At 42.1% G+C, this 25,694-nt stretch carries 28 protein-coding genes; 13 read left to right on the top strand and 15 right to left on the bottom strand.

Going from position 1 to position 25,694, the window contains the following annotated elements:
- Position 1: 1 nt before the first annotated feature.
- Genes EGN73_RS08440 through coaE form a run of 4 tightly spaced genes read left to right on the top strand, consistent with a single transcriptional unit; the run spans position 2 to position 2,446 of the window.
- Complete coding sequence (locus tag EGN73_RS08440; protein ID WP_219288280.1) at positions 2–544, top strand: DUF1573 domain-containing protein; 543 nt, start codon at positions 2–4, stop codon at positions 542–544.
- Positions 545–547: 3 nt separating this feature from the next.
- A complete protein-coding gene (gene yajC, locus EGN73_RS08445; RefSeq protein ID WP_219288282.1) occupies positions 548–859 on the top strand; it encodes a preprotein translocase subunit YajC in 312 nt (103 codons plus the stop codon).
- An 8-nt stretch (positions 860–867) separates the two neighbouring features.
- Positions 868–1,830 (top strand): CdaR family protein, encoded by a 963-nt coding sequence (locus tag EGN73_RS08450; RefSeq protein ID WP_219288284.1) that lies wholly within the window; start codon positions 868–870, stop codon positions 1,828–1,830.
- Complete coding sequence (gene coaE / locus EGN73_RS08455) at positions 1,823–2,446, top strand: dephospho-CoA kinase (RefSeq protein ID WP_219288286.1); 624 nt, start codon at positions 1,823–1,825, stop codon at positions 2,444–2,446. Before EGN73_RS08450 ends, coaE begins: the two co-directional genes overlap by 8 nt.
- On the opposite strand, the gene EGN73_RS08460 is transcribed toward coaE, so the two are convergent.
- Both EGN73_RS08460 and EGN73_RS08465 read right to left on the bottom strand, forming a co-directional pair.
- Positions 2,435–2,677: a hypothetical protein gene (locus EGN73_RS08460; RefSeq protein WP_219288288.1), complete on the bottom strand. Its 243-nt coding sequence runs from the start codon at positions 2,675–2,677 to the stop codon at positions 2,435–2,437. The two genes, coaE and EGN73_RS08460, sit on opposite strands and share 12 nt — an antisense overlap.
- Positions 2,674–3,645, bottom strand: coding sequence for a tetratricopeptide repeat protein (locus EGN73_RS08465; RefSeq protein WP_219288290.1), 972 nt, complete (start codon positions 3,643–3,645; stop codon positions 2,674–2,676). Before EGN73_RS08465 ends, EGN73_RS08460 begins: the two co-directional genes overlap by 4 nt.
- A 78-nt stretch (positions 3,646–3,723) precedes the next feature.
- Here EGN73_RS08465 and EGN73_RS08470 point away from each other — a divergent pair, with 78 nt between their 5' ends.
- The 7 genes from EGN73_RS08470 to hpf all read left to right on the top strand — a co-directional run bounded on the left by EGN73_RS08470 (position 3,724) and on the right by hpf (position 8,785).
- Positions 3,724–4,218 (top strand): C40 family peptidase, encoded by a 495-nt coding sequence (locus tag EGN73_RS08470; protein WP_219288292.1) that lies wholly within the window; start codon positions 3,724–3,726, stop codon positions 4,216–4,218.
- A 202-nt stretch (positions 4,219–4,420) separates the two neighbouring features.
- Positions 4,421–5,923, top strand: a complete 1,503-nt coding sequence (gene atpD, locus EGN73_RS08475) for a F0F1 ATP synthase subunit beta (protein WP_219288294.1) — start codon at positions 4,421–4,423, stop codon at positions 5,921–5,923.
- A gap of 44 nt (positions 5,924–5,967) precedes the next feature.
- A complete protein-coding gene (gene atpC / locus EGN73_RS08480; protein ID WP_219288297.1) occupies positions 5,968–6,216 on the top strand; it encodes an ATP synthase F1 subunit epsilon in 249 nt (82 codons plus the stop codon).
- A 279-nt stretch (positions 6,217–6,495) separates the two neighbouring features.
- The gene (gene rpsU / locus EGN73_RS08485; RefSeq protein WP_009035170.1) at positions 6,496–6,690 is read left to right on the top strand and encodes a 30S ribosomal protein S21; all 195 of its coding nucleotides are present in this window, start codon (positions 6,496–6,498) and stop codon (positions 6,688–6,690) included.
- 154 nt (positions 6,691–6,844) lie between these two features.
- The gene (locus tag EGN73_RS08490) at positions 6,845–7,486 is read left to right on the top strand and encodes a DUF6624 domain-containing protein (protein ID WP_219288299.1); all 642 of its coding nucleotides are present in this window, start codon (positions 6,845–6,847) and stop codon (positions 7,484–7,486) included.
- Positions 7,487–7,566: 80 nt separating this feature from the next.
- A complete protein-coding gene (locus EGN73_RS08495; protein ID WP_219288301.1) occupies positions 7,567–8,451 on the top strand; it encodes a tyrosine-type recombinase/integrase in 885 nt (294 codons plus the stop codon).
- A 28-nt stretch (positions 8,452–8,479) separates the two neighbouring features.
- Positions 8,480–8,785 carry a ribosome hibernation-promoting factor, HPF/YfiA family gene (hpf, locus tag EGN73_RS08500; RefSeq protein WP_219288303.1) on the top strand — a complete coding sequence of 102 codons (306 nt, stop codon included), beginning with the start codon at positions 8,480–8,482 and terminating at the stop codon, positions 8,783–8,785.
- 348 nt (positions 8,786–9,133) lie between these two features.
- Here hpf and EGN73_RS08505 read toward each other — a convergent pair whose 3' ends face one another.
- The 5 genes from EGN73_RS08505 to EGN73_RS08525 form a co-directional block, all read right to left on the bottom strand.
- The gene (locus EGN73_RS08505) at positions 9,134–10,312 is read right to left on the bottom strand and encodes a CynX/NimT family MFS transporter (RefSeq protein WP_219288305.1); all 1,179 of its coding nucleotides are present in this window, start codon (positions 10,310–10,312) and stop codon (positions 9,134–9,136) included.
- Between the two features lie 30 nt (positions 10,313–10,342).
- Positions 10,343–11,377, bottom strand: coding sequence for a ferrochelatase (gene hemH / locus EGN73_RS08510; RefSeq protein WP_219288307.1), 1,035 nt, complete (start codon positions 11,375–11,377; stop codon positions 10,343–10,345).
- A 146-nt stretch (positions 11,378–11,523) separates the two neighbouring features.
- Positions 11,524–12,018 carry a DUF4168 domain-containing protein gene (locus EGN73_RS08515; protein WP_219288309.1) on the bottom strand — a complete coding sequence of 165 codons (495 nt, stop codon included), beginning with the start codon at positions 12,016–12,018 and terminating at the stop codon, positions 11,524–11,526.
- A 279-nt stretch (positions 12,019–12,297) separates the two neighbouring features.
- Positions 12,298–13,539: a cation:proton antiporter gene (locus EGN73_RS08520; protein ID WP_219288311.1), complete on the bottom strand. Its 1,242-nt coding sequence runs from the start codon at positions 13,537–13,539 to the stop codon at positions 12,298–12,300.
- Positions 13,540–13,548: 9 nt separating this feature from the next.
- The gene (locus EGN73_RS08525; protein WP_219288313.1) at positions 13,549–14,379 is read right to left on the bottom strand and encodes a universal stress protein; all 831 of its coding nucleotides are present in this window, start codon (positions 14,377–14,379) and stop codon (positions 13,549–13,551) included.
- A gap of 241 nt (positions 14,380–14,620) precedes the next feature.
- Here EGN73_RS08525 and EGN73_RS08530 point away from each other — a divergent pair, with 241 nt between their 5' ends.
- The gene (locus EGN73_RS08530) at positions 14,621–16,231 is read left to right on the top strand and encodes a M14 family metallopeptidase (protein ID WP_219288315.1); all 1,611 of its coding nucleotides are present in this window, start codon (positions 14,621–14,623) and stop codon (positions 16,229–16,231) included.
- A 13-nt stretch (positions 16,232–16,244) separates the two neighbouring features.
- Entirely contained in the window at positions 16,245–17,993 is a 1,749-nt protein-coding gene (locus EGN73_RS08535; RefSeq protein ID WP_219288317.1) for a M14 family metallopeptidase, read from the top strand.
- Positions 17,994–18,048: 55 nt separating this feature from the next.
- Here EGN73_RS08535 and trxA read toward each other — a convergent pair whose 3' ends face one another.
- From trxA to EGN73_RS08575, 8 genes are all read right to left on the bottom strand, one after another.
- Positions 18,049–18,354, bottom strand: coding sequence for a thioredoxin (trxA, locus tag EGN73_RS08540; RefSeq protein ID WP_219288319.1), 306 nt, complete (start codon positions 18,352–18,354; stop codon positions 18,049–18,051).
- Between the two features lie 243 nt (positions 18,355–18,597).
- Positions 18,598–19,137, bottom strand: coding sequence for an OmpH/Skp family outer membrane protein (locus EGN73_RS08545; protein WP_219288321.1), 540 nt, complete (start codon positions 19,135–19,137; stop codon positions 18,598–18,600).
- Between the two features lie 21 nt (positions 19,138–19,158).
- Complete coding sequence (locus EGN73_RS08550; RefSeq protein WP_425515021.1) at positions 19,159–19,689, bottom strand: OmpH/Skp family outer membrane protein; 531 nt, start codon at positions 19,687–19,689, stop codon at positions 19,159–19,161.
- A 2-nt stretch (positions 19,690–19,691) separates the two neighbouring features.
- Positions 19,692–22,394: a BamA/OMP85 family outer membrane protein gene (locus tag EGN73_RS08555; RefSeq protein WP_219288324.1), complete on the bottom strand. Its 2,703-nt coding sequence runs from the start codon at positions 22,392–22,394 to the stop codon at positions 19,692–19,694.
- Entirely contained in the window at positions 22,394–23,137 is a 744-nt protein-coding gene (uppS, locus tag EGN73_RS08560; RefSeq protein ID WP_219288327.1) for an undecaprenyl pyrophosphate synthase, read from the bottom strand. The genes EGN73_RS08555 and uppS overlap by 1 nt, the downstream gene beginning before the upstream one ends.
- 84 nt (positions 23,138–23,221) lie before the next feature.
- Positions 23,222–23,974: a type IX secretion system protein PorG gene (gene porG / locus EGN73_RS08565; protein ID WP_219288329.1), complete on the bottom strand. Its 753-nt coding sequence runs from the start codon at positions 23,972–23,974 to the stop codon at positions 23,222–23,224.
- Positions 23,975–24,125: 151 nt separating this feature from the next.
- Positions 24,126–24,995, bottom strand: coding sequence for an NAD kinase (locus EGN73_RS08570; protein ID WP_219288331.1), 870 nt, complete (start codon positions 24,993–24,995; stop codon positions 24,126–24,128).
- 10 nt (positions 24,996–25,005) lie between these two features.
- The gene (locus EGN73_RS08575) at positions 25,006–25,671 is read right to left on the bottom strand and encodes a CBS domain-containing protein (RefSeq protein WP_219288332.1); all 666 of its coding nucleotides are present in this window, start codon (positions 25,669–25,671) and stop codon (positions 25,006–25,008) included.
- Positions 25,672–25,694 lie beyond the last annotated feature (23 nt).

Here is a 25,694-nt window from a genome sequence, read left to right on the forward strand (position 1 = left end):
CATGAAGTACATTAAATTACCCGTGATGGCGCTTGCAGTAGCGCTATTTGCTGTTGGTTGTGAAACCAAAAGCGCAGATCAAAATGAAAAAATTGCAGAATTGGAGCAAAAGCTTGCCCGATTGGAAGCTGCTCAGCCTGCTGCTCCTTCCAATGTAGCTAATACTACCCCTGCTGATCCCTCTACATTGGGACAGTTCAGCTTTAGTGAAATGGAATACGATTTTGGAACCATTGACGAAGGAAAGGTGGTAGAGCACATCTTTAAGTTTACCAATGATGGACAAGCTCCTTTGGTCATTTCCAATATCACAGCTTCTTGTGGATGTACCAGCCCTGACTGGACTAAGGCTCCGGTGAAGCCAGGAGAAGAAGGCTTTGTGAAAGTTGTTTTCAACTCCACTGCTAAGCCAGGTACTCAGGCACCTACGGTTACCATTCAGGCCAATACCAATCCTAATGTGACCAGATTGAGAATGAAAGGAAATGTTACACCAAGATCACAGGCAGGAGCTGCCGGACAAGTAGGCCCGGTAAAAAGATAATTTATGAAACTTTGGATTTTATTGCAGGCTGAAGGTGGAGGGATTATGGGACAAGTATTCCTTTTCGGCTCCATTATTCTGATCATGTATTTCTTTATGATCAGACCTCAGCAAAAGAAACAAAAAGAAACAAAAAACTTCCTTGAAGCCATGAAAAAAGGTGACACTGTAGTTACCATAGGAGGAATTCACGGCAAAGTCAATGCTATCGATGGGGATACAGTCATCGTGGAACTGGACAAGGGAATGAAAATCAAAGTAGAAAAATCAGCCATCTCAGCTGAATACACCAAAAAGGCTACAGGAACTAAATAAGATCCATTTTGGCTAAAATTAAAAAACGTTTTACCAATCTTTCACCACAAAAGATTGCAAATCTCAAAGTGGCGGCTCTGTGTTTTTTCGCAGCCGCCACTTTTTGGGTTTTAAATGCACTTAACAAGGATAATTACACCACGGTAGTAGATTATCCTATTGAGATCGTATTTGACCCGGAAGAATTTATGCCTGTCGAAAAGCTTCCTAACAGGATCAAAGTAGAAGTGAATGGCAACGGATGGGATTTATTGAGAAAATATTTTAAAGTCAATGAATCACCTTTTACCATTGAAATCAATAATCCTTCTACCAAAAACTATATTCTGACTTCAGAAATCAGAAGAGGTTTGGCAGAATCCATTAGCCCTACCAACCTGGTGTCAATGGTGTCTGATACCATTACATTTAATATTGACAAAGTAGTCACCAGAAAAATCCGTATCCAACTCGATACGGCTACCAATACATTGGCCCGTAACTACAGGTTTGCCGGGGACATCGAAATGGACCCCAATATGGTAAATATCAAAGGGCCCACCTCCATTCTTCAAAAGTTGGATGGGGCCATCCTCGTCAAATTGGGGGACGACCGGATCAATAAAAACTTCAATAAAATTTTACCCCTTCAACTTCCTGATGATACTAAAGACTTTTTGACTTTGGATGAAGAAAGTGTGCATGTCAAATTTGACGTTTATCAAATGTTGGAAGGCAATAAAAGACTTAAAATCAAAAAGCTTAATTTCCCCAATTCTGTAAGTCTGGAAGAAGAACCCACGGTCATCATGAGGTATATGATTGATGAGAGGAGGGTTCAGGAATTGAATAATTTTGATTTTGAGGCAGTAGTCAACTATTATAATAGAAATAGGGATGACAGTACAGTGACTGTACAGGCTAATCCACGACCTCCATTTTTGGAAAATATACAGCTTGAGCCCTCAATACTAAAACTTCGCTATGAGTAATCCCCAACCTCTGAAAGTCGGCATAACAGGAGGTATAGGCTCAGGAAAAACTACTGTAGCCCGTATTTTCAATATATTGGGAGTTCCCATCTACTATGCGGATGACAGGGCCAAATGGCTCATGGGCAATGATCCGAAGTTGAAGGAGGAAATTATTGCAGCTTTTGGAAAAGAGAGTTTTCTCGAAAATGGAGAGCTCAACAGGACTTATTTAGCTAAAGAGGTTTTTTCTGACGAAAAAAAGACCAAGAAAATCAATGGTCTTGTGCACCCGGCAGTGGGAAGGGACTTTTTTGATTGGTTTGCCAAGCAGGATAGTCCATATATACTTAAGGAGGCTGCATTGCTTTTCGAAACAGGATCATACCAGCAGCTGGATAAAATCATCAATGTCAGTGCGCCCTTAAAAATCAGAATATCCAGGGTGTTGATGAGAGATCCTCACCGTACCGAAAAGCAGGTCAATGATATCATAGACAAGCAGCTTCCGGATGAAGAAAAGAACAGCAAGGCCGATTATGTAGTGAAAAATGCAGAAAACAAACTCCTTATCCCTCAGGTATTGAGTATTCATAAAAGTCTATTGGATTTAGCTTCTGGCCAATCAGAGGGATAATTGGATCTGGTCCAGGTAGAATTTCATCCTGGTATGATGTAGGTTCAAAAAGTCAATCTTTTCGATCTTATCTAATTTGTGGTTGTAGAATACTTCTATGTATTCATTGTCCAGCAAGTAAAGGTTGACTTTGTGTGCGTAATACCGGATGGCTACCACAAAAGTCCCTTCTGTATATAAGAGATGGATTTTTTTATGTAATGGTAAATTTTTGAAATCTTCCCTGCTCATTCTCTCAGTTTTGCTAATTCCATTTCAGATGCAATATAGCCAAAAGCGGACCAATATCCAGTATTGAGGACATTCTCAAAAATCCTTATAGCCTGACTCGTATCACCTTTTGCCAGATAATAATTGCCAAGTCCATAACCCTGAGTGACGTACTGAAGTTTTTGGTCTTGGTCCTGAGCGTTGACATCCAAAAGTTTTTCAGGCGCCAATTTCCCTTTATACATCAAAATCCTTTTGTGATAAGCGTCATTTTCAATGATTTCCATATCAGAAGTAACAACGGCAATGGCTTCATTTGCTTCTGATTTTTTGCCCATTTTCATCAAAGTCATGTAGTACCAATCCAGGGTAGCCACGATCAGGTCATCGTTGTCGGAGACTTTCATGCACTCTACATAGGCTTCAAGAGCTCTTTCCCAATCTCCTTTCAGGTAGTGGGCAAGCCCCAAGTGGTACCACACATTGAACTGAACATTGGAAAGAGGTATATTGAGGCGGTTGGGCATTCCATCCTCTTCTATGATGATCTCCTTTCCCTCCATTAGGGCCGATGCTTTTTCAAAATCTTCTATTGCCTGATCGAATTTGCGTACAGTAACCAAACGGTGACCTCTATGGCGTAAAGGTTCAAAAGCTTCGGGGTATTCTTTTATGGCTTTGGTGAAGGTGCGGATGGCAAGGTCATGTCTTCCTAAATAGGCTTCCCTTCTTCCAATCCAGATAAGGTTTTCCATAGAAGGGTCTTCGGCATACTTTTTTTCCGCTTGCTGAAGCTTTTTGATCTGATCCTGTTGGCTAGCTGAATCTATTTTGGATGTAAGTGTATCTCCCAGCAGGCTTACACCTTGGATTACTGTAGCATTTTCGGAATTATAATTGGCCGTAACCACCGAATTATTGCTTGGAGGGGCAGTACAGGAAAAAACTCCTGCCACAAAAATGAAATAAATAGATTTTCTGATGTTCATAGCGTTAATTTATAGGGTCAAAAGCTTGATGTGTAAAAACAGAAACTTCAATTGAATATAACTATATTTTCTTCAAATATGAATTATTCCAAAAAGGAAAACTCAATTAAATTTTTCCCCTATTTATTGTTGATTTTTTCTTCACTGTTCTTTTTCAGCAGCTGTGCTTCTTCTAAGAAGGTCAAAAACAAAGAAGTGGAAACAGTGATCAGTACTGCAAAATCTTACAGAGGAACACCTTATCGGTACGGTGGGATGAACAGGTCCGGGATGGATTGTTCCGCGTTGATTTACCATTCTTTTGCCAGTGTGGGAGTCAATATGCCCAGAACTTCCGAAGCACAGAGCAAATTAGGTAAAAATGTGGCTGGAAGAAACCTTGAAAAAGGTGATTTGGTGTTTTTTGCCACAGGCAAAAGCAGGAGAAAAGTAAGTCATGCCGGAATCGTGACCGAGGTGGCACGAGGAAGGGTGATTTTCATTCATGCATCTACTTCTTTGGGTGTGACAGAAGATAATCTTGCCAATCCCTATTGGAGCAAGGCCTTTCTTTTTGGAAAAAGGATTCTATAGCCAATAGCTTTGCTAATATTCTAAGCTTTTGATTTTGATAGAATTCCATTTTTAATACTGAATGAATGCCTTTATGAAAGCAGAATTAAAAAAAGGATAAATACAGGGATTAATTTTCCAAACATCCTTTGGTATTAAGCATTAATAATTAATTTTGCAACCAAATTCAAAAAGCATCAATCCTTTTTACAATAAAATACAAATGGCAAATATTGGTAAGATAACTCAGGTAATTGGTCCGGTAGTGGATATCTCCTTCGAAGGGGGCAAGTTACCTAATATTCTGGATGCATTGACGGTCACCAGAGAAGATGGTCACCAAGTGATTCTGGAAGTTCAGCAGCACCTTGGAGAAGACAGGGTAAGGACCATTGCGATGGACGCCACTGAAGGTCTCGTAAGAGGTCAGGAAGCTGTCGACAACGAAGCTCCTATTTCTGTTCCTACCGGAGAAGCTATCAAAGGCAGGCTGTTTAATGTGATCGGTCAGGCTATAGATGGTCTTCCTGAAGTGAAATCTTCCAAAAGATTGCCAATTCACAGATCCGCTCCAAAATTTGAAGACCTATCCACTTCTACTGAAGTATTGTTTACAGGTATCAAAGTAATCGACTTGATTGAGCCTTATGCAAAAGGTGGTAAAATCGGTCTTTTCGGAGGTGCCGGTGTAGGTAAAACGGTATTGATTCAGGAATTGATCAACAATATCGCCAAGGCATATTCAGGACTTTCTGTATTTGCAGGTGTAGGAGAAAGAACCCGTGAAGGAAATGACCTTCTTAGGGAAATGATTGAATCAGGAATTGTAACTTATGGTGATGATTTCCTTCATACGCTTGAAGAAGAAGGTGGATGGGATCTTTCCAAAGTAGACCTTACAAAATTGGAAGAGTCAAAAGCGACCTTTGTCTTTGGACAGATGAATGAGCCTCCAGGGGCGCGTGCAAGAGTGGCTTTGACAGGTCTTACTTTGGCTGAGTATTACAGAGATGGAGAAGGAGACGGTGCCGGTAAGGACATTCTTTTCTTTATTGATAATATCTTTAGATTTACCCAGGCTGGTTCTGAAGTGTCCGCACTTCTAGGCCGTATGCCATCTGCGGTAGGTTATCAGCCAACATTGGCTACAGAAATGGGTTCCATGCAGGAAAGAATTACTTCTACCAAAAACGGATCCATTACTTCAGTTCAGGCTGTTTATGTACCTGCGGATGACTTGACTGACCCGGCTCCGGCAACTACTTTTGCCCACTTGGATGCGACTACAGTACTTTCCAGAAAAATTTCCGAACTTGGTATTTATCCGGCTGTGGATCCTTTGGATTCTACATCCAGAATTCTTTCTCCGGACATTTTGGGTAATGAGCATTACGACTGTGCCCAGAGAGTAAAGGAAATCCTTCAGAGATACAAAGAACTTCAGGATATCATTGCCATCTTGGGTATGGAAGAATTGTCCGAAGAAGATAAGCTTGTGGTACACAGAGCCAGAAGGGTACAGAGATTCCTTTCCCAGCCTTTCCACGTAGCTGAGCAGTTTACCGGACTTAAAGGTGTGCTGGTAGATATCAAGGATACCATCAAAGGATTCAATATGATTATGGATGGAGAATTGGATCATTTGCCTGAAGCGGCTTTCAACTTGGTGGGGTCCATTGAAGATGCCATTGCCAAGGGAGAGAAAATGCTTGCTGAAGTAAGATAATCTAGTTTAACCCAGCGGCGGATCAAGCCTCAAAATTACAGTATATGATGCAACTGACGATAATTACACCTGACCAGAAGGTATTCGAGGGAGAAGTGGAAGAAGCTACTTTTCCTGGAGCTAACGGTTCTTTTCAAGTTTTGAAAAACCACGCGGCACTGGTTTCGGCCCTAACCAAAGGTGCTGTTTCCTATACTACCAAAGAAGGGAAAAAAATCCATACCATAGATGGAGGTGTAGTAGAAGTGAATGACAATAAAATCGTCCTTTTGGCAGAAAAAGTAATCGGCTAATGAGGATAATAAGTTTATAAAACAAAAAAACCGGTATCCGCCGGTTTTTTTGTTTTATATGGCTAGTCTGTTAATTAAGGCGTGCTGAAACGCAGCTGAAGAATAAATTCTTTAAATTTTGATGAATACCCCGATTGTCAGGTATTTTCTTTTTAATCAGGTGCACGTTTATTCAATGTTATAGCTTGATTAATGGACATTGGGCGGCTAATATTGAAAAAATTTTGGCAATGGGAAATTAATCCTTACCTTTGCCAGCCTGAAAGGAGGTGTATACATATGATCATAGTCAACGTAAAAGAAAACGAATCTATAGAGAAAGCGCTTAAGCGTTTCAAAAAGAAGTTTGATAAGACTGGAGCTGTTCGCGAATTGAGAGCCAGACAGCACTTTGTAAAACCTTCTGTTAAAAACAGGGAGCAAGTTATTAAAGCAGCTTACAAGCAGAGATTACAGACAGAAGCTAGCAAGTAATTGTTTGTTATCTTTTTGAGATAATTCACATCTAAAGGCGTACCTACCGAAAGCGGGTACGCCCTTTTCTTTTTTAATGCTTTAACAAACCTTAAAGCAACAGGTAGTGATTTTTTACTGGAAAGGTTTTAGATTAGGTTTAAAATTGACCTGTATGAAGCATTTATTTTTTATTATCGCATTGGCCATTTGTGCCTCATGTTCCCAGCAAAAGGAAGAATCATCTGAATATGATACGTTTGATATAGAGGCATTCAAGGCTTCAACAGACTCCATAATGCAACTCGATCAAGATGTAAGAAGAAAAATCACTACTGCGATAGAGAGTGGAGGACAATTTGATACTACTCTGATGCAGGAAATGGAAAGAATAGACAAGTCCAATCAGGAATGGGTCACCAAACATTTGCAAAGACATGGTTGGCCCAAACGAAGTCTTGTTGGTGACCAAGCGAGTACAGCGGTGTTTTTGGTCGTTCAGCATGCTGAGCTTCCTACTATAGAAGCCTATTACCCTCAATTACAGCAATTGGCGGATGGAGGGGAAGCCAACGCTGTCCATGCAGCCATGATGCAGGACAGGATGCTCATGTATCAAGGAAAGAAACAAATATACGGTACTCAGGCAAGCGGTATGTTGAGGGAAGACGGTTCTTGGGTAATTTGGCCAGTTGAAAGCCCTGATTCCATAAATGAGAAAAGGAAGCAGGTTGGATTTTTAGAAAGCATAGAGGATTATGCAGCGATGATGAATGCCGTTTATAATCCCAAAGAAGCCCTACCAGTAGACCACTGATGTTTATCCGCTCTTGGGATGACTTTCGTCACAATTCAGTCGGATAGTTTTTTATAATTTCATACATTCAAGTAACATATATGACTGATTCTTTCATCAATTATCTGGAGCACGAAAAAAGAGCAAGTGCCCATACCGTGCTTGCCTACAAAAAGGACCTGGAACAATTCTCAGAATTTGTTGCAGTGGCCTTTGGTTTAGAAGTGATAAAGGATGTAGGACATGCGGAGATAAGGGCCTGGTTGGTAGATTTAGTGGAATCAGGTCTTCAGGCCAATAGTGTCAACAGGAAAATTGCCACCTTAAAGTCCTATTACAAGTTTTTGCTGAGGTCCGGAGAGATTTCCAAAGATCCAACTTACAAGGTCAAATCCTTAAAGACACCCAAACGTCTTCCTGAATTTGTACAGGAGGCAGCCATTGAAAGGATATTGGAAGAATTGGTTTATGAACCTGATTTTTCAGGTCAGAGAGACAGAATGGTCATGGAGTTTTTGTATCTGACAGGAGTGAGGCTTTATGAGTTGATTTCACTCCAATGGAAAGATATCAATCTTGCCGAGGCCTCTGTTAAAGTGCTTGGGAAAAGAAAAAAACAAAGAATAATTCCTCTTACAAACACCTTGAAAAAGAATATAATTCTGTTCAAAAAAGTATTTGAAGAAACATTTCCAAATGTACGCGAGAGTGATTATTTTATCGTTAATAATAAAAAAGAGCAGGCATATCCTATGATGATTTACCGGATTGTGAGACATTATCTTGATCTTTTTGCCCAGACTTCAAAAAGAAGTCCTCACTTGCTCAGGCATACATTTGCCACCCATTTGCTCAACAAAGGTGCTGACCTGAATGCTGTAAAGGATCTGTTAGGCCACGCCAACCTTGCTGCAACTCAGGTGTACACACATAATTCAATGGAAAAACTTAAGGCTGTGTTTGATCAAGCACATCCCAAAGCGTAATAAATGTTCAATTTTAAATGAGAAAGTTATGAAACTTCAAATGCATTCCATCCATTTCGATGCCGATTACAAGCTTATCGATTTTATCCAGAAAAAAGCTGACAAACTGGATACATTTTATGATCGTATCGTCGACGGTGAAGTTTTTATGAGATTAGATAAAAATGAGAGAAATGAGAATAAAATCGTAGAGATCAAGATGAACGTACCTGGGAAAACCCTGTTTGCAAAGCATCAGAGCGATTCATTTGAAGCTGCTGCTGATGAAGCTGTGGAAGCATTGAGAAGACAAATCAAGAAATTCAAGGAAAAAGTAGTCCTTGCCAACCAGTAATTCAAAGAGGCTGTCTCATAAATTGATCTTCAGATTTATTAACCAAACAAAATTCTGTTTAAGAGTCGATTCCTTTGTGGCTTTGTGGCTGAAAATACCACGAAGGCTCTAAGGCACAAAGTTTCACTGATTACAAACAAAATAAAATTTTGGTTATTTTTTAAGGCATTGACTTATGAGACAGCCTCTTATTTTTTTTAATAGAAATCTATCAGGGAAATTGCAGTTGAGGAAAGTTTTGAATTCACAACCTCGATGATAAATATCCTAATATCAAAAGTATCCATTAATATCCCTTTTAGATAAGCGCATAAGATTATTCATAAATTGATACAAAAATCATATTCATTATATCTGAACTGATTTTCCTGCCTTGCCACCGAAATAGATAAACAGTACTGAACAGATTAAAGTGAGGTAGATGAGGAAGTCCCACTCCTGAAAGATATCAAAGGTCACCCCGAATAGTAAGGGACCTAAGGCTGCCAGATAGTAGCCTGTGGATTGTACCATTCCGGAAAGGGATGCAGTTGTTTTTTCTAGCTTAGTTCTCAGCCCTACGAGGGTATAAGCCAAGGAAACACTGGATCCCAAACCCAGGCCGACGATACTCAGCCCAATGTAATTGACCCATAATTCATGTATGAAAAGGCTGGAAAAACCAATTAGGTACATTGATCCTAATATCCTTACCATGCCTACTTGGTCCTTAAACTTTACAGCCACGATAGGAGCTAGAAATGAGCCTATCAGACCGATGATCTGCATCAAAGATACCAGTACTCCAGCTTCCACCGCCGACATTCCTCTTGCTATCAACATATCCGGCAACCAGGCTATCAAGGTGAAGAACAATAAAGATTGCACGCCCATAAACATGCTCACGTTCCAAGCGAGTTTTGAGGTCCAGACGTTCACTTTAGGTGCATCCAGGTCATGTTGATTCGGAGCTGTTCTGAATTTTACCTGAGGAGCCCATATTACAATCCCTACAAGAAGAAGTACCGCCCAAAACAACAATGAACCACGCCAGCCAAGATCCAAATCTATCGCCAATGGTGCAGAGACTCCTGAGGCAACTGCCGCAAGGAAGGTCATTCCGGTGGTGTAGGATGCTGTGACAATTCCGATTTTGGAAGGTAATCTGTTTTTAATAAGGGGGATCAAAAGAACATTGCAAATGACTATCCCAACACCTGTGAGTCCTGTGCCGAGGAAAAGGACCACTGGACCCCCCATCACTCTGGTGATGGTGCCTATCAAGATGAGCACCATTCCCAAAAGAATTGCAGGAGAATTTCCCATAAGCTTACCCAGCTTTGCGGAAAACAGAGAAAACGTAGCAAAGGTCAATAAGGGGAAAGTGGTCAAAAATCCCGCCCAGCCATTGCTAAGTCCAAGATCCTCACGGATCATGGGGATCAAAGGGCCCACCGCCGTGATCGAAGGCCGTAGGTTGAAGGATACAAACAATATCCCCAAAAAAAGAAACCAGTTTTTCTGGGTCAGAGGTTTTTCAGATGGCATGGGTTGAGGTCTTAATCTAAAAATTTGTACTTAGGTATTTTCCTCCACTAGGGATTTGATGCAGTCTACCCAAGTGTCTCTGGAATTGAGGCTGGGTACGAGGTCCCAATGTTCTCCTCCCAGTTCTTCAAACTCTTCTTTGTATTCTTCCCCGACTTCCACGGTAGTTTCCAGACAGTCTGCAACAAAAGCAGGTGAAAAAACCAATACTTTTTTTACACCTTTTTCAGCCATTTCCTTGATTACATCTTCAGTGTAAGGCTTGATCCAAGGGTCTTTGCCCAACCTAGACTGGAAACAAGTCACCACTTTTTCCTCCGGAAGGCCAAGTTTGGCTGAAAGCAGTCTTGTGGTATGAAAACACTGACCTCTGTAGCAGAATTGGTTTTTCTTGGTATAGTTGCCGCAACACTTGTCCGAAAGCTGGCAATATCCATCTACTGAGCCTTTGCGGATCTGTCTCTCGGGAAGGCCATGATAAGAAAAGAGGTACATGTCATACGTTTCTTTTTCCATCCACTCTCGGCCCAGCTCAGCCCATGCTTCCAAAAAGAGCGGATGCTCCATAAAGTTGTTTACAAAAGTAATGTTGGGGATAATCTGCCATTCTTTTGCGATTTCCATCACTTTGTCCACTACCGAACCGTTGGTGGCCGATGCATACTGGGGAAATAGAGGCAATACGATGATTTTTCGCACATTGGCCTTATTTAGCTTTTCGAGTCCTTCTTCTATGCTAGGGCTCTGATAGCGCATGGCCATTTCTACCACATATTCTTTGGGATCCAGTTTTTGGATCAGTTTGTCACGTAAGTCTTCCGTATGAAAGAGCAGGGGGGAACCTCTATCTGTCCAAAGCTTCCTGTATTCCTTAGCAGATTTAGGAGCTCTGAAGGGGGCTATGATCAGGTTGACCAGCATCCATCTTGGAACGGCAGGAATATCAATTACCCTCCAGTCCATCAAAAATTCCCTGAGGTATTTTCTTACATCACCGGTCGCTGTGCTGTCAGGTGTTCCAAGGTTGACTAAAAGTACTCCTACTTTTGCTTTATTTTTGGTCATGATTGTATTTGGATGATTAAAAACTCAAATAGAACCCAAAAGTAAGTGCTTTGGTTAGAAATATCTAATAGAATTGATCTATGCGGGATGGATAAAAAAAAGCATCCCTTTTGGGGATGCTTAGAGTCATGTTTCTGAACTTCAAATTAATCTTCAATGGCATCTGCCATCAGCTTGTCAATTTTTGCCCTTACTTTTTCGCTTTGTGTGTAAGCCATATATATCTGTTGGAATTTTTCCGGCCCCAAATCACTTTGAGAGATATGTCCTACCACTTCATTTTGCATTTCTGATTGGATTTGCATGATTTCCTGACCTACCTGATTGTATTGTGCCAATTCCTCAGGATCTTCGGAAGCTTCTCTGATGTCGCCACTCTGTTGAGCCATGCTGAGTTCTTCAAAACGCTGCACACTCATTCCGCTTTCCTCGATGGTTTCCACCATTTTACCTTGATACTTCTCCTGAATAGGCATTACCTGAAGGTTGATGTCCACGAATTTTTTGATGTCTTCATCAGCAAAATCTTCCTGAACTTCCTGTTGAGGCATCATTTCCTGAGCAGAAGCCTTAAATCCAAAAAGTAATGCAAATGCAAAAATCGGAGCAATGAGCTTGGTTATTGATTTAGTGTTTTTCATCTGTTGTAATTTGTTTAGGTTTATATGAATCTCACGTTTTTTATAGACTTACTTCAAAAGGTGGCCCAATTGCAAGATTTCACTGAATTTTATTTCGTTTGTCTATGTAAAAATACAAAAATCTCTCCAAAAGGGATAAAATATTTGATCTTTAACAGTTTTTTACAAAATCCCTGAGGGAAATATTTTATTTTTCTTCCTGAAATTTAAAGAATAGCTTGTACTGATATTTAAATATGTCTTCAAAATTGGGATTTATTAAGTTTGGATTTTGTTCTGTCAGGTTTCCTTGATATCTGTCTTCAAAGCCCACTTCATCAATGGTCCGCTACTCATGCTGGTAATGATTGCCATAATGACAAGTGCTACAAACAATTTCTCATTGATAAGGCCATTTTCCAATGCGATAAGGCCCAGAATAATCTCCATGGCCCCTCTGGCATTCATTCCAAAGCCTACTGCCAAAGACTCCCTGATACTGAAACCGCCTTTTGAAGCTCCAAAGCCACTGCCTACTATCTTTCCTGCAAATGAAATAACCAAAATCGCTAAAGTAAGCATCAGCTCGAAATTGGTGAAAAAGTTGATTTTCAGTCCTATGGATACAAAGAATAAGGGAGCGAAGATGTTGTTGATAAACTGATGAACAATTTCCTTGGCTCTTTCTGACATGTGTTCGGAGTCTCCTAGCGCCACGCCAAGCAAAAATGCCCCAAAAATAGCATGTATGCCCAACCATTCTGTAAATGCAGCTGCCATAAAACAAAAAGCCATGGAAAGGGACAAAACCCCTCCCGGCCAGGCCAACTTCTTGTTGATCCAGGGTAATACCTTGTTGATTATGATTTTACCGAGGGTCAGCATAAAGAAGGTAAATGCCAGCGTAACGCCTATAGTCTGAACCAGCGACAGGTTGCTGCTTTTTCCCATAAATGACAGGATGACAGAGAAAATCAGCCAACCTATGATGTCATTGACCATGGCAGAGGCCACTATCAACATACCCATTTTGGTTTTGAAAAGATCCAGGTCCATCAGGATCCTGACGACCACAGGCAAGGCCGTGATGGACATTGCAGTCCCCATAAACAGAGAAAACAACAACCTGTCACCGTCTGCAAGGCCAAAAAATTCCGAGAAATAGTATGGGAAAACAAAGCCCAGTGCAAAAGGGACCACTAAGCCAAGCAGACTGATACTCAAGGCGGATTTACCTTGGGACCAGACCAAGTGAAGCTCTACCTCCAGTCCGGCAATAAATAGAAGCAGGACTACGGCAATTTGTACAAATCCGTCCAAAGCCAAGTTCGCGCTTGGGTTGCTCATAAATAAGTATTGGTGCAGATCGGGGTAGAATGTCCCCAAAATGGTCGGCCCCAGTAAAATTCCAGCCAATAGTTCGCCGACAACGGCGGGCTGCTTGAATCTTTGCGCAATCTCCGCAAAGACCCTTGCCAACAGCAGCATTGCTGCCAATTGTAGGAATAAGTTGACTACATCCTGATGTGATAGATTTTCCATGTAGTCCTGTTATTTTTTTACGATCAAAAGGTTGCTCGGCAGATCTGAAAGTATTTCTTCCAGATCATGTGGAAATAGACGGTCTAAAAATCCCAGATTTCCTTCATCGCCAACTATCAGGAGATCTGCTTTTACGTCACTTGCAAATCGGGCCAGTTCTACAGCCCATTTGCCACATGTGATTTTTATACTGATTTTGAGAGTTCCTTTATCTAGGTCTTTCAGGATATTTTCTACGTAGGCAATTTCTTCACTGACCAGTTTTCTTCTTGTGGCTGCAATTTCTTCTTCCCCTCCCTCGCCGGCAGTAGCCATCTGCAGACCATACATTTTGATTTCGTTGACAATATAGACTTGTTTGGCCCTATCTTTTTGGCACCAGTTCAGTCCCTGCTGTATCACGAAGGGAGTCTGTTCCTGCTGGGTGCCGTTGATGACTACCCGTTCAAATGGTTCTGGAACAAGCATGGGTTCGATCAGCACAAGGACCGAGCATTTGGATTTTCTGATGATCTTTCTTGCTATGGAGCCTATATAATAATTAAAAAAGCCTTCAGTCTTCAGTGCCCCTGCTATCAAGAGATCGACCCCTTTTTCCTCGCATACTTTGATAATTTTTTTGGCAGGATTACCTTGTTCCCACACGGTCTGTATGTCTGTGCCTTTTAGGCCTTGTTTGGTAAGCATTTCCGAAAGCTTGCCTTCGGAATCACTCGTTTTTTCTCCCACATGGATCAGCATAAGCTCGGCTGAGAAGATTTCTTTAATCCTTTTTGCTTCGGCAAGAAGGGCCTCCATTCTTGGGGAAAAGGCTATGGCTAGGGCAACTTTGGAAAACATATTCTGGCTATTGGTAAAAGGCAAAATAATAAGAATAATGATTTATTAATAATCAAATCTGAAATGCTTGATAAATGGCAGGACTATCGTTCCACTTATCCATACTTGGTACCATTCAAAATCCACAGCATCGTTACTTCCCAAGCGTTTTTATTTGTCAGCCTTTTTTTTGTAACATTAGGCTTTCTATCAGGTACACCCAAGCCTGAATTAGACTTCAGAACTAAACCTTAAATTCTTTATGAAGAAAATGTATTTATCACTGGTAGCTGGGGCAGGAATGCTGTTTTCTGTCCAGTCAGCCACACTGGCGCAGGGGGATTACCCCACCTTGAGCCAGGTTACCCAAAGGCTTCAGGCTGTAGCGGGAAGCAGTAATGCCAGCCTGGAATCCCTCACCAAGACAGCAGGTGGGAAGGATGTATGGGTGCTGAAAATCGGTAAAGGAGACATGGACAATAAGCCCGGTATCGCTGTAGTAGGCGGGGCAGAGGGATTTCATGTGCTCAGCGTGGAATTGGCACTCCAGTTTGCAGAGAAGCTTGTCAAAGATCACGATGCCGCATTGGAAAAAAACACTTTTTATGTTTTTCCAAATATGTCTCCTGATGCCTATGAGCAGTACCATGCTTCCTTAAAATATGAAAGAAGAGGCAATGCTTCCAAGGTGGACCATGACAGAGACGGTAGGGTTTCCGAGGACGGCTACGTAGACCTCAACAATGACGGACTGATCACCATGATGCGGGTGGAAAGCCCCATGGGCGACTATATGCCACATGAGCAGGATGATCGTGTAATGGTCAAAGCCGATGTTTCCAAAGGGCAAAAAGGAAGCTATTTGGTATACCCAGAAAGCAGGGACAAAGATAAGGATGGCAAGTTCGGGGAAGACCTGGAAGAAGGCATAGCGTTCAACAGGAACCAGACGTATAAGTTTCCGATCTTTACTCCTCTTGCCGGAGACTTTGCGGTATCAGAGGCTGAAAGCAGGGCTTTGCTGGATTACCTTTTTGAGCAGTGGAATATTTTTGCCTTTGTGACTTTCAGCCCGGCAAACAACCTTTCGGCCCCACTGAAATACAATGCAGCAGATGCCAAGAAGAGAATCATCACCTCCATGTTGGAAAAAGATGTAGCCATCAATAGTATGGTCTCTGAAATGTACAACAAGACCGTATCCCAAAAAGCATTCAACCAAAACAATCAAGGAACGGATGGGGACTTTTTCCAATGGGTATATTTCCATTTTGGAAGATTGAGCTTCAGCACCCCCGGCTGGTGGGTACCTGAGGTGAAAGACGAAGAAGGCAAATCCACCTCCAATCCGGAAGCCAATTTTCTGGCTTGGGCCGCTCAAAATAAAATAGATGCCTTTGTGCCTTGGACTGAAGTGTCACATCCTGACCTGCCCAACCAAAAAGTTGAAGTAGGTGGTGTTAAGCCATTTGTCATGTACAATCCTCCTTTTGATCAGGTAGGAGGTATTGCCGAAGAGCATACGGAATTCATTTTGAAATTGGCTGAAATGAGTCCTAAGCTGGAATTTCATAATGTACAGACCGAAAAACTCGGAAATGGGCTGACAAGGATCACAGCAGACCTTTATAACAATTCTCCCTTGCCGACGCATACTGAGATGGGAGAAAAATCCAGGTGGTTAAGAAAACTCCGTGTAGATATCAATAGGGATAAAAAGGATATTCTTTCCGGAGATAAAATCAAGTTGATAGACAAGTTGGGAGCTTTTGAAAAAACAACACTGAGCTGGATAGTGAAAGGATCCGGAAATGTGGAAATCAAAGCTGGTGCCGCACATATGGGTATTGCAACTTTGAATGTGAAACTCTAAAACCAACACGACAATGAAATTAAAAAATTGGATATATACAGCTGCTTTAGGAGCGGCAATCAGTATCGGGTCCGTTCACACATCCGATGCGCAGGTGGCTCAGGACAGGTACTTCAGGGCTTTGGGTACTCCCCATAATCCCAAAGTGCAGGTTTCCTGGAACAGGTACCACACCAACCTTGCCCTAGAGGAAATCATGAAGGACATGGCCAAAAAGCACCCGAATTTGGTCAAATTGGAAAGTATAGGAAAGTCCTATCAGGGCAATGATATATGGGTACTGACCGTGACGGATTTCAATCATGGAAAAGCAGATGAAAAACCTGCCATGTGGATAGATGGCAACATCCACTCCAATGAAATACAGGGTACCGAATTTACCCTATATACAGCTTGGTACTTGGCTGAAATGTACGGAGACCTGGATTTTATCACAGAATTGCTGAAAGACAAGACCTTCTATATCGCTCCAACCATCAACCCTGATGCTCACGATTATTTTATCAAAGAGGCCAACACCCAGAACTCTCCGAGATCCGGTATGATAGTCCTTGATAATGATGGCGATGGTCTGGCCGGGGAAGATCCTTTTGATGACCTGAATGGGGACGGACATATCACCTTTATGATCAGAAAATCTCCAACCGGTAGGTTTGTGAAGGATCAGATGGATCCACGAAAGTTGATTATGGTCGCTGCCGATGAGCAGGGAGAATACGAAATGCTGGGTTATGAAGGTATAGACAGAGATGGTGACGGAGAAGTAAATGAGGACGGAATCGGCTATTATGATCCCAACAGAGATTGGGGCTGGAACTGGCAGCCGGATTACGTACAGCGTGGAGCGTGGAAATATCCTTTTTCCGTACCTGAAAACAGGGCCGTGATGGAGTTTGTAATGAAGCACCCCAATATTGCCGGAGCGCAGAGCTACCACAATTATGGAGGAATGATCCTGAGAGGGCCGGGAGCTGAAGAGGATTTGGGTACCTATAATGCTTCGGATGTGAGGATTTATGATGCTATAGCCAAAAAAGGCGAAGAGTTTATGCCGGGATACAAATACCTTGTGGTCTATAAAGACCTTTATTCAGTGTTTGGTGGTCAGCTGGACTGGTTCTACGGTGGCAGAGGTATATTTACTTATTCCAATGAGCTAATGACCTCTTATCTGTATTTCCATGAAAATGCCGGCCGCAACAATCAGGACGAACAGATGAAGGTCGACAGGTACCTTACCTTTGGTGATGCCTTTGTAGATTGGGAGGAATATGACCATCCACAGTACGGAAGAATTGAAATTGGTGGGTTCAAAAAGAATTTTGGACGTTTGCATCCGGGATTTTTGATGGAGCAGGACGCCCATAGGAATTCTGCCTTTACCATTCTTCATGGGTACCATACGCCCAAGCTGTCCGTTTCTGATGTGAAGGAAACTGATTTGGGTGGTGGATTGAAAGAAGTGGTTGCTACTGTTTACAATGAGCGTTTGATTCCTACCCATTCCAGTCAGGACCTAAAATACAAGATAGCTAGACCTGATTATGTAAGTATTTCCGGTGCTAAAGTAGTGGCGGGATTTGTAGTGGAAAGCGAGGATTTCAAAAAGTATAAAGAACAGAAGGTAGATCCCGAGAAAATCCATGTGGACAATATTCCTGGAATGGGAGCAGTCAAGGTAAGGTGGATCATCTCAGGAGGAGGAAACTACAGCATCAATGTGGATTCCGAAAAAGGAGGAAAAGCAAGCTGGAAAAAGTAAAAAAATGGAATAAATACAATTAAACACCGCTGGTTTTGCCAGCGGTTTTTTTTGCCTATACAAAGCCCCTGAGGGATTGAAGCAAATCTCTTTTGGTCATATAGCCACCTTTTCTCCAGAGAATTTTTCCGTTTTTGAACAGAATAAAATGAGGAATAGACCTTACCCCAAACTGTAGACTTGCCTGGGGATTTTTGTCCACGTTCAGTTTGTAGAGCTTGATCTTTCCGCCCAGTTCATGCAGTGTTTCTTCCAAAATAGGTGTCATCGTCTGGCAAGGAGCGCACCAGTCGGCATAGAAGTCTACCAATACCGCTTCTCCCGGAGATTTTATGATGTCTTTTAATTTCTTCTTTGACATATAAGATTAGGTCAATTAAAAAAACCTGCATCCTTTCCGAATACAGGTTTTTAATTATTTTGACTTTCTGAAATCTTAATACACCTGATTTCTTTAAAGAAAGTAGTCGATGATCAGAATTAGTATCTATTAATAACTTGTCCGTCGAGGCGGATCCAATATCAATGAGTATCTGAATCTATAAAATTACATTTCTAATCAATAGTGGTACGATTGCAGCTATCAAGTTAAATATTTTAAATTCTACTGCTGTCTCGCAGGTATTTCAATTCCCAATTTGGTCAAAACCAATTCGGTGAATTTGTCATCGTCTCTGGTGTACAACAATACAGGGGCGTTTCCGGCAGTTTCAGAGAATACATGGGTGTAATTGTTCTCTGCTGCTACTGCATTGATGGCGTTGAATACTTTTTCCTGAACAGGCTCCAAAAGCTCCTGAAGTTTTCTTTGGTAAGAAACTTGAGCATCCTGCTCATATTTCTGAACTTCCTGCTGCAACTTCTGAAGTTCCTGCACCTTTTGGTTTCTGGCATCTTCAGTCATCGTCTGGGCGGATTGCTCATAAGCCTGTACTTTTCTTTGGAAATCCTGGGCCTTCGTCTGTATGTTGGTCTGAAGCTGGGATTGGTAATCCTGAATATCAGCACCAATCTGCTCCATTTCCGGCATCAGGTCCATGATCAATTCCACATTGGTATAACCAATTTTTAAATCCTGTGCCTGGGCAACAAATCCTATGCAAAACAAAGCGATTGCGGAAAGGACAACTTTTACTTTCATCATTTTTGGTTCTATTTTTAATATTTAGTTTTCAATACCTAATTCTTGGAGAACAAACTCCGAATAATCATGCCTGGGGTCTGTGTAGATCATGGTCGGTCCGGCAGCTTTGTCAAACAGGACTGCCAGCCTGAATCTCTTGCAGACTTTGTCAATGGCATCAAAGATCTTTGATTGTAAAGGCTGCATCAGTTCCATTTGTTTTTGGTAGTATTGGCCATTGATACCAAATACCCTGTTATTGAAGGCCACCGCTTCTTTTTCCTTTTCCCTGATGGCTTCCAGGCGCTCCTGATACATTTCTTCTGTCAATAAGACCTCCTCGGCTTTGAGACTTGCTCTCATTTCTTTGATCTCTTGATCCAAATTTTGTGCCTCTTTTTTCCACTGGTCTTTTAAGGCCTCCAATTCATCTTGTACGAGCTTGTAGTCAGGATGTTTGTTCAGGAGAAATTCGGAGTCAACATACCCGAATGTCTGGGCCTCTGCCTGATATGAACAGAGCCAGCTTCCAAATAAGACGGACAAAATTAACAATTTAAATGATTTATGCATCATTATCTGAATTGCTGACCAATGGTAAAGTGGAACTGGGCACCTGATCTTCCTCTAAGTGAGGGGTTGATGTCTTCCAACGAATCAAAGCCATATCCCCAGTCAAGTCCTAAGAGTCCGAATGCCGGCATAAATATCCTGGCACCCACACCTGCTGACTTTTTCAAGTTGTATGGATTGTAATCTGCATAGCTTCCCCAGTTGTTACCCGCCTCAGCAAATCCCAAAAGGAATATGGTGGCGGAAGGGTTTGGAGATACCAGGAACCTAAGCTCCATAACATGTTTGTTGTATACGACTCCACCAAAAGGAACACCCGAAATTCCTTGTCTTCTTTCGAAACTCCCGGGAGTGATCGCCTGGTTTTCATATCCTCTCAAACCTATAATTTCCTGTCCGAGAGCGAAGTTGTTGAAGTTCATTCCATCTCCACCCAATACAAATCTTTCTAATGGAATCATCCCGATTCTTTCGCCATAGCTGCCCAGGAAGCCCATGTGGGTTCTCGCGCTGATCACCCATTTGGATGATCCGAATACAGGTGTGTAGAAAGTCGCATCTAACATCCATTTGTGGTATTCCAGCCAATTGAATCTTTCCTCATCAGGAGATTCCCTGTCAATGTTTTGGTTCAATGTGGCATAAGGCGGCGTAAATGAGGTTGCCAATGAGATATTGGACCCCAATCTTGGATAGATTGGATTGTCAATGTTGTTTCTGGCAATGGTATTGTTGAAGGTAAAGCTATTGGCCCTACCGGTATTGTAGCTCAATCCGAAGAACTCACCAAACCTGTCGAAGTCATACACTTGATACTGTAGCGAGTGGCTGACCATAAAGTAATCATCTGGCCAAGTTACCCTTTTGGACAATCCTAAGGTAGCTCCTGTAATCCTGAAGGCGCCTTGCACGGTGGTCATGTCCCTGAAGTCAATCTGCCTTTGTACGGAATGGTTAAAGCTAAAACTAAGCGCATTTGGTTTCTTGCCACCAAACCAAGGTTCGGTCAAGGATACAGAATAGTTCTGGAAGGTCCTACCATTCGCCTGTACCCTTAGAGAAAGTTTCTGTCCATCTCCTACAGGAAGTGGTCTCCATTTGGAGAAGTCTCCGATGTTTTTGATGGAGAAGTTATTGAAAACAAGTCCGACGGTACCTACAAATCCGAAGAATCCTCCCCAACCACCAGAGAGTTCGATCTGGTCATTGGGTCTTTCTTCCAAGATGAAAGTAATGTCTACTGTAGCATCCTCAAAGTTTGGCCTCATGTCAGGCTCTATTTTTTCCGGATCAAAATAACCCAGCTGGGAAAGTTCCCTGATTGTCCTTACCAAAAGGCTTCTGTTGAATTTTTGTCCAGGTAAAATCCTGATCTCACGCATTACTACGTGGTCCGAAGTCCTTTCATTGCCCTGTATGTTGACAGAATTTACTGTTACCTGAGGTCCTTCAAATATTCTCATTTCCAAATCAATGGAATCTCCCTGTACCATGACTTCTACCGGGTCGATATTGAAGAAGAGGTATCCGTCATCCTGGTAAAGTGAACTTACATCATCACCTTTCTGAGGGTCATAGTTCAGCCTCTGCTGCAACTTTTCCTTGTTGTATACATCTCCCTTTTCAATTCTCAGACGGGACATCAGTACCTCGTCTTCATGTAGGTAATTGCCCACAAAGGTGATGTTTCTATAGTAGTATTTCCGGCCTTCTTCCAGGCTTATGGCCACGTTGATGGTGTTGTCAGAGTGCCTGTAAGTGGAATCTGCCAAAATCTCCGCATCTCTAAAGCCTCTGGAATTGTAGAAGCTGATCAGGTTGTCTTTATCTTCTCTAAAGTCCTTGGCTACGAATTTAGATGCATTGAAGAAATTAAGTTTAAAATTCTTGTTAATGTACCTTCTAATCTCTTCTTCGGTAACCGGATTACGGTAGACAATGGCTTCCTTGGCTGTTTGTGGAGTGGTATTGGTAATGCGTGAGGCCATCTCCCTGAAGAAATGAAGTCTTGGGTGCTCTTTGGTATTCTTCAGCTTACCTTTTACTCTTTTGTCGGGAATTTCCTCGTTACCGTAGACCAATACTTCATTGATTTTGACTTTGGATTTTCTATCTACGTCAAAGCGGATTTTCACGCTATTGGGAAGGGTGGTGTCCCTTTCCTGGAGGACTTTGACTTCGGTATTCAAGAATCCTTTATCCACAAAATATTGGCGGATATTTCTTTGAGAAGTTGCCAGTACATCATCCCTGACTACCCGTCCCCGGATTTTGATTTTGTCTTTGAGCTCGCCTTCCTGGGTTTTGTTTACTCCGGAAAATTCAACCCGGCTAAATCTCGGTCTTTCAGTAAGTTCCAAAAGTAGATATATGTCATCACCTTCTATTTTGGTCACGAGGATTTTGACATCTCCGATAATTCCCTGTCCCCAGAGTTTTTTCAGTGCTCCCGAAATGGCATCTCCCGGAACGGAGATCTGATCATCTACGCGGAGACCTGACAAAGAAATGACAGCAACCTCATCCAAAGTTGACAAACCCACAGCTTTTATTTCTGCAATCCTGAATTTCTGAGGCTTGGAATAGTTAAGCTCCATGATATCGACAGGCCTGGCACTTTGAAAACGGCTTTGTCCCAACCTGATCTGGGCCTCAGCCATACCTGTCATCATCAACAGAAAAAGGATAATCGTACTTCTTTTCATCAACCTTTTGATTTAATTTGAGCACCGGTTTTACCGAATCTTCTTTCCCTTTTTTGGTAATCGAGGATGGCTTCCACCAGGTGTTCTTTTCTAAAGTCCGGCCACAGTACTTCTGTAAAATACAGCTCTGAGTAAGCCAGTTGCCAAAGCAGGAAATTACTGATTCTCAGTTCCCCGCTTGTCCTGATCAGGAGTTCCGGATCAGGGATATTTTTTGTATTCAAATTTGCAGCGATTTCCGCTTGCGAAATATTTTCAATGTCCAATTGACCATCGACTACTTTTTTTGCAATGTTTTTCATGGCCTGCTGCAACTCCCATCTGCCTGAATAACTCAATGCGAGATATACCGTAAGACCAGTATTGTTCTTGGTTGTCTCGTAAGCTTCCTGGAGTTTCTCTTGTGCGCCTTTTGGCAGTGAGGCAATATCACCGATCGAAGACAGCGTGATGTTGTTTTCCATCATAGAAGGTACTTCTTTGATGATAGAATTGACCAGAATTTCCATCAGGGCATTGATTTCGTCCTGAGGCCTTGCCCAGTTTTCAGTGGAAAATGCGTAAAGTGTGAGGTGTTTGACTCCCAGTTCGGTGGCCATTTCTATGGATTCACGTACTGCGGTAAGTGCATTTCTGTGACCGAATACCCTCATCGCTCCTTTCTTCTGGGCCCAACGCCCATTTCCATCCATGATAATTGCGATATGCTGGGGGATATTGTTCCTGTCTAATAATTCCTTCATTCCTTGAGTTAAGGATTCATTCCCGTTTTTGGAGGTACAAAAATGCTATTTCTTTTTCAATAATCTAACCTATTGCTCAATTAATTAATAGGCATAGCATTTCACGGAACTGATAGAATAGCTGATTGTCACACCCAAAAAATAGTACCAATCTTTGTCGCTGTAATTGCCTGTATTGTTGCCAAATGGCTGACTTGGATTATTGGGGTCCTGAAACCTTGGGATACTAGGGAGTGAACCGTCTATTTTGTCCAGGAGGTCGGTAAAGGTGGCCCTGAAACCTAGCTCTGCAGCTAAGGTCCACCGGTCTGTCAAGCGGTACTTTACTCCAGCACCAAATGGAATCACAGGAGTGGTGAGGGAATAACTTCCGGCTTCCGGATCTCCAAAGTATGCCTGTCCTTCTGCACTGTAGTAAGTTACTCCAAGGCCAAAAAAGCCATATGGGGAAAACCTAAACTGTGCCTGGGGATGGGTAAAGTCCAGAAAGTGGTACTCCATCACTGCTGATGCTTCCCATACATTTCCTTTAAATCCCGCGTCTCTGTAGACAGCTGCCGGATCCAGCCTTGTTACAGAATCTGCTGCGGATATCCTACCAAATGAAAGTCCGGCCCTCAGTGACCAAACATTGTCAAAATTTCGTCTGCCAAATAACGTCCCTTGAAGTCCGACCTTTCCCTGATCCAATCTCCTTACAATCTCTCCGGAGTAGGCGGCTACACCCAATCCTCCTCCGAAATCATACTGTTGAGCTTTCGCTTCTTGGTCTGTCCCCGATCCGTAAAGGAAAAAGAAGACTGTAAGTACACCAACCAGGTAATTGACTTTTTTCAAGACGTTGCAATTTATGAAGTAGTAAACGATATCAAAACCGTCCCTAGTATTCGCAGGGTTAATTTTTGTTAAGTTTAACAAGCTTTGAGGGATTCACAATTCTGATCCCAAACCGACAGCCAAACTTAGGGATTAATCTCAGAAAATTCTATCAATTTCTCATGTCAAAGCCCCAATTTAATTTTTGTCTCAGGGTATCGAAATAATTGTACTTGGAAAACTTCACCAATTTGGCGCTGAAAGGGGCTTTTCTCACTTTGAGTTCTACCGAAGCATCTATAGCGGTGGACCTGGAGTCTAAGGAAATCAGGAATTTTTCAGAGCGACCTTCAATGCGGAATGAAATCTCTGACTCATCTGATACTACAATAGGCCGGACGTTGAGGTTGTGCGGACTCACTGGCGTGATGACAAAATTTCTTGCGCCGGGAGTGATCAGCGGTCCTCCACAGCTTAAGGAATAGCCTGTAGAACCTGTGGGAGTGGACACAATCAAGCCATCTGCCCAATAGCTATTGAGGTACTGTCCATCAATGTAGGTATGGACAGTGATCATGGATGATGTATCTCTTTTGTGTATGGTAAATTCATTGAGGGCAAAATTGGCCCCGTTAAATACCTGCCTGGATGCATGCATTTCCAATACAGCCCTGGATTCTATGGTATACTGACCATCAAATAAATCTGAAATGGCACCTTCTATGTTTTCCTTTGCTACGGTAGCCAAAAACCCAAGTCTTCCGGTATTGATTCCAAGTACAGGGACTTCTGAATTGCCTATGAAAGTCACCGTGTCGAGAAGAGTACCGTCCCCTCCGACAGAGAAGATAAAATCCATTTGACTGAATTCATCTTTCCCGATTTCCTTTAATTGTGCTTTGATGTTGAGCCTCTGAAGGGATTTGCTGAATTTTTCGGTACAAAAAATCCCAGCATCCCGGTTTTGCAAACTTTTTATGAGCAATTCTATAAATGGAACAAACTCCTTCTGAAGATTTATTCCATGAAGGCAGATATTCATGTGCTGTGGTTTATATATCCAAAAATCTCAAAAGGTTACCTATCCTGTCTTTTTCTTCACTAACCCCGGCTTCTTCCTGATAATGGTCTATGATTCTGTACCCAAATCTTTCCAAGGTGGCTTTGATATGCCTAAGTTCGGTTTGGTCCAATTTTAAGGTCAGCTTGATTTTGCTGTCATCCAAGGGGTCATTTGAAATGAAGCTGCTGAGTATTTTGGCATTTTCAGTTTCTACTATTCGGGCGATTTCAAAAAGGCTGTAGTCGGTCATAAACATGGACAAGACCAATACGGCTCCGCGGGATTGGATGGAAAGTGTGTCTGCAAAAGCGCCAATGGCATCTTCCATGGTCACTACTCCAAGGTATTGGTTGTCCCGGTCAACTACTCCCACCATGTTGATGCCATATTCTGAAGCCACTTTGATCACATCATAGATATGCTTATCGAGGTAGACAAAACATGCAGGGGATTCAAGTTCGAAATCACCGATGCTCAGTTCCGGGCTGTTGCGGGTATAGATCAGGTCATCTGACACAAAACCCAAAAACCTGCCCTCTTTGACTACAGGCAATACATTGGTCCTGATTTCTTCCATCCATGACAAAGCCATTTTTGCCTTGTCGTTGGTTTTCAAGGGAGGAATCAAATTGTTGATGAATTCGTATGCCTGCATTTGCTAAAGATATTAAATTGAAT

The sequence above is a fragment of the Arthrospiribacter ruber genome (assembly GCF_019343195.1).
Lineage (GTDB): Bacteria > Bacteroidota > Bacteroidia > Cytophagales > Cyclobacteriaceae > Arthrospiribacter > Arthrospiribacter ruber.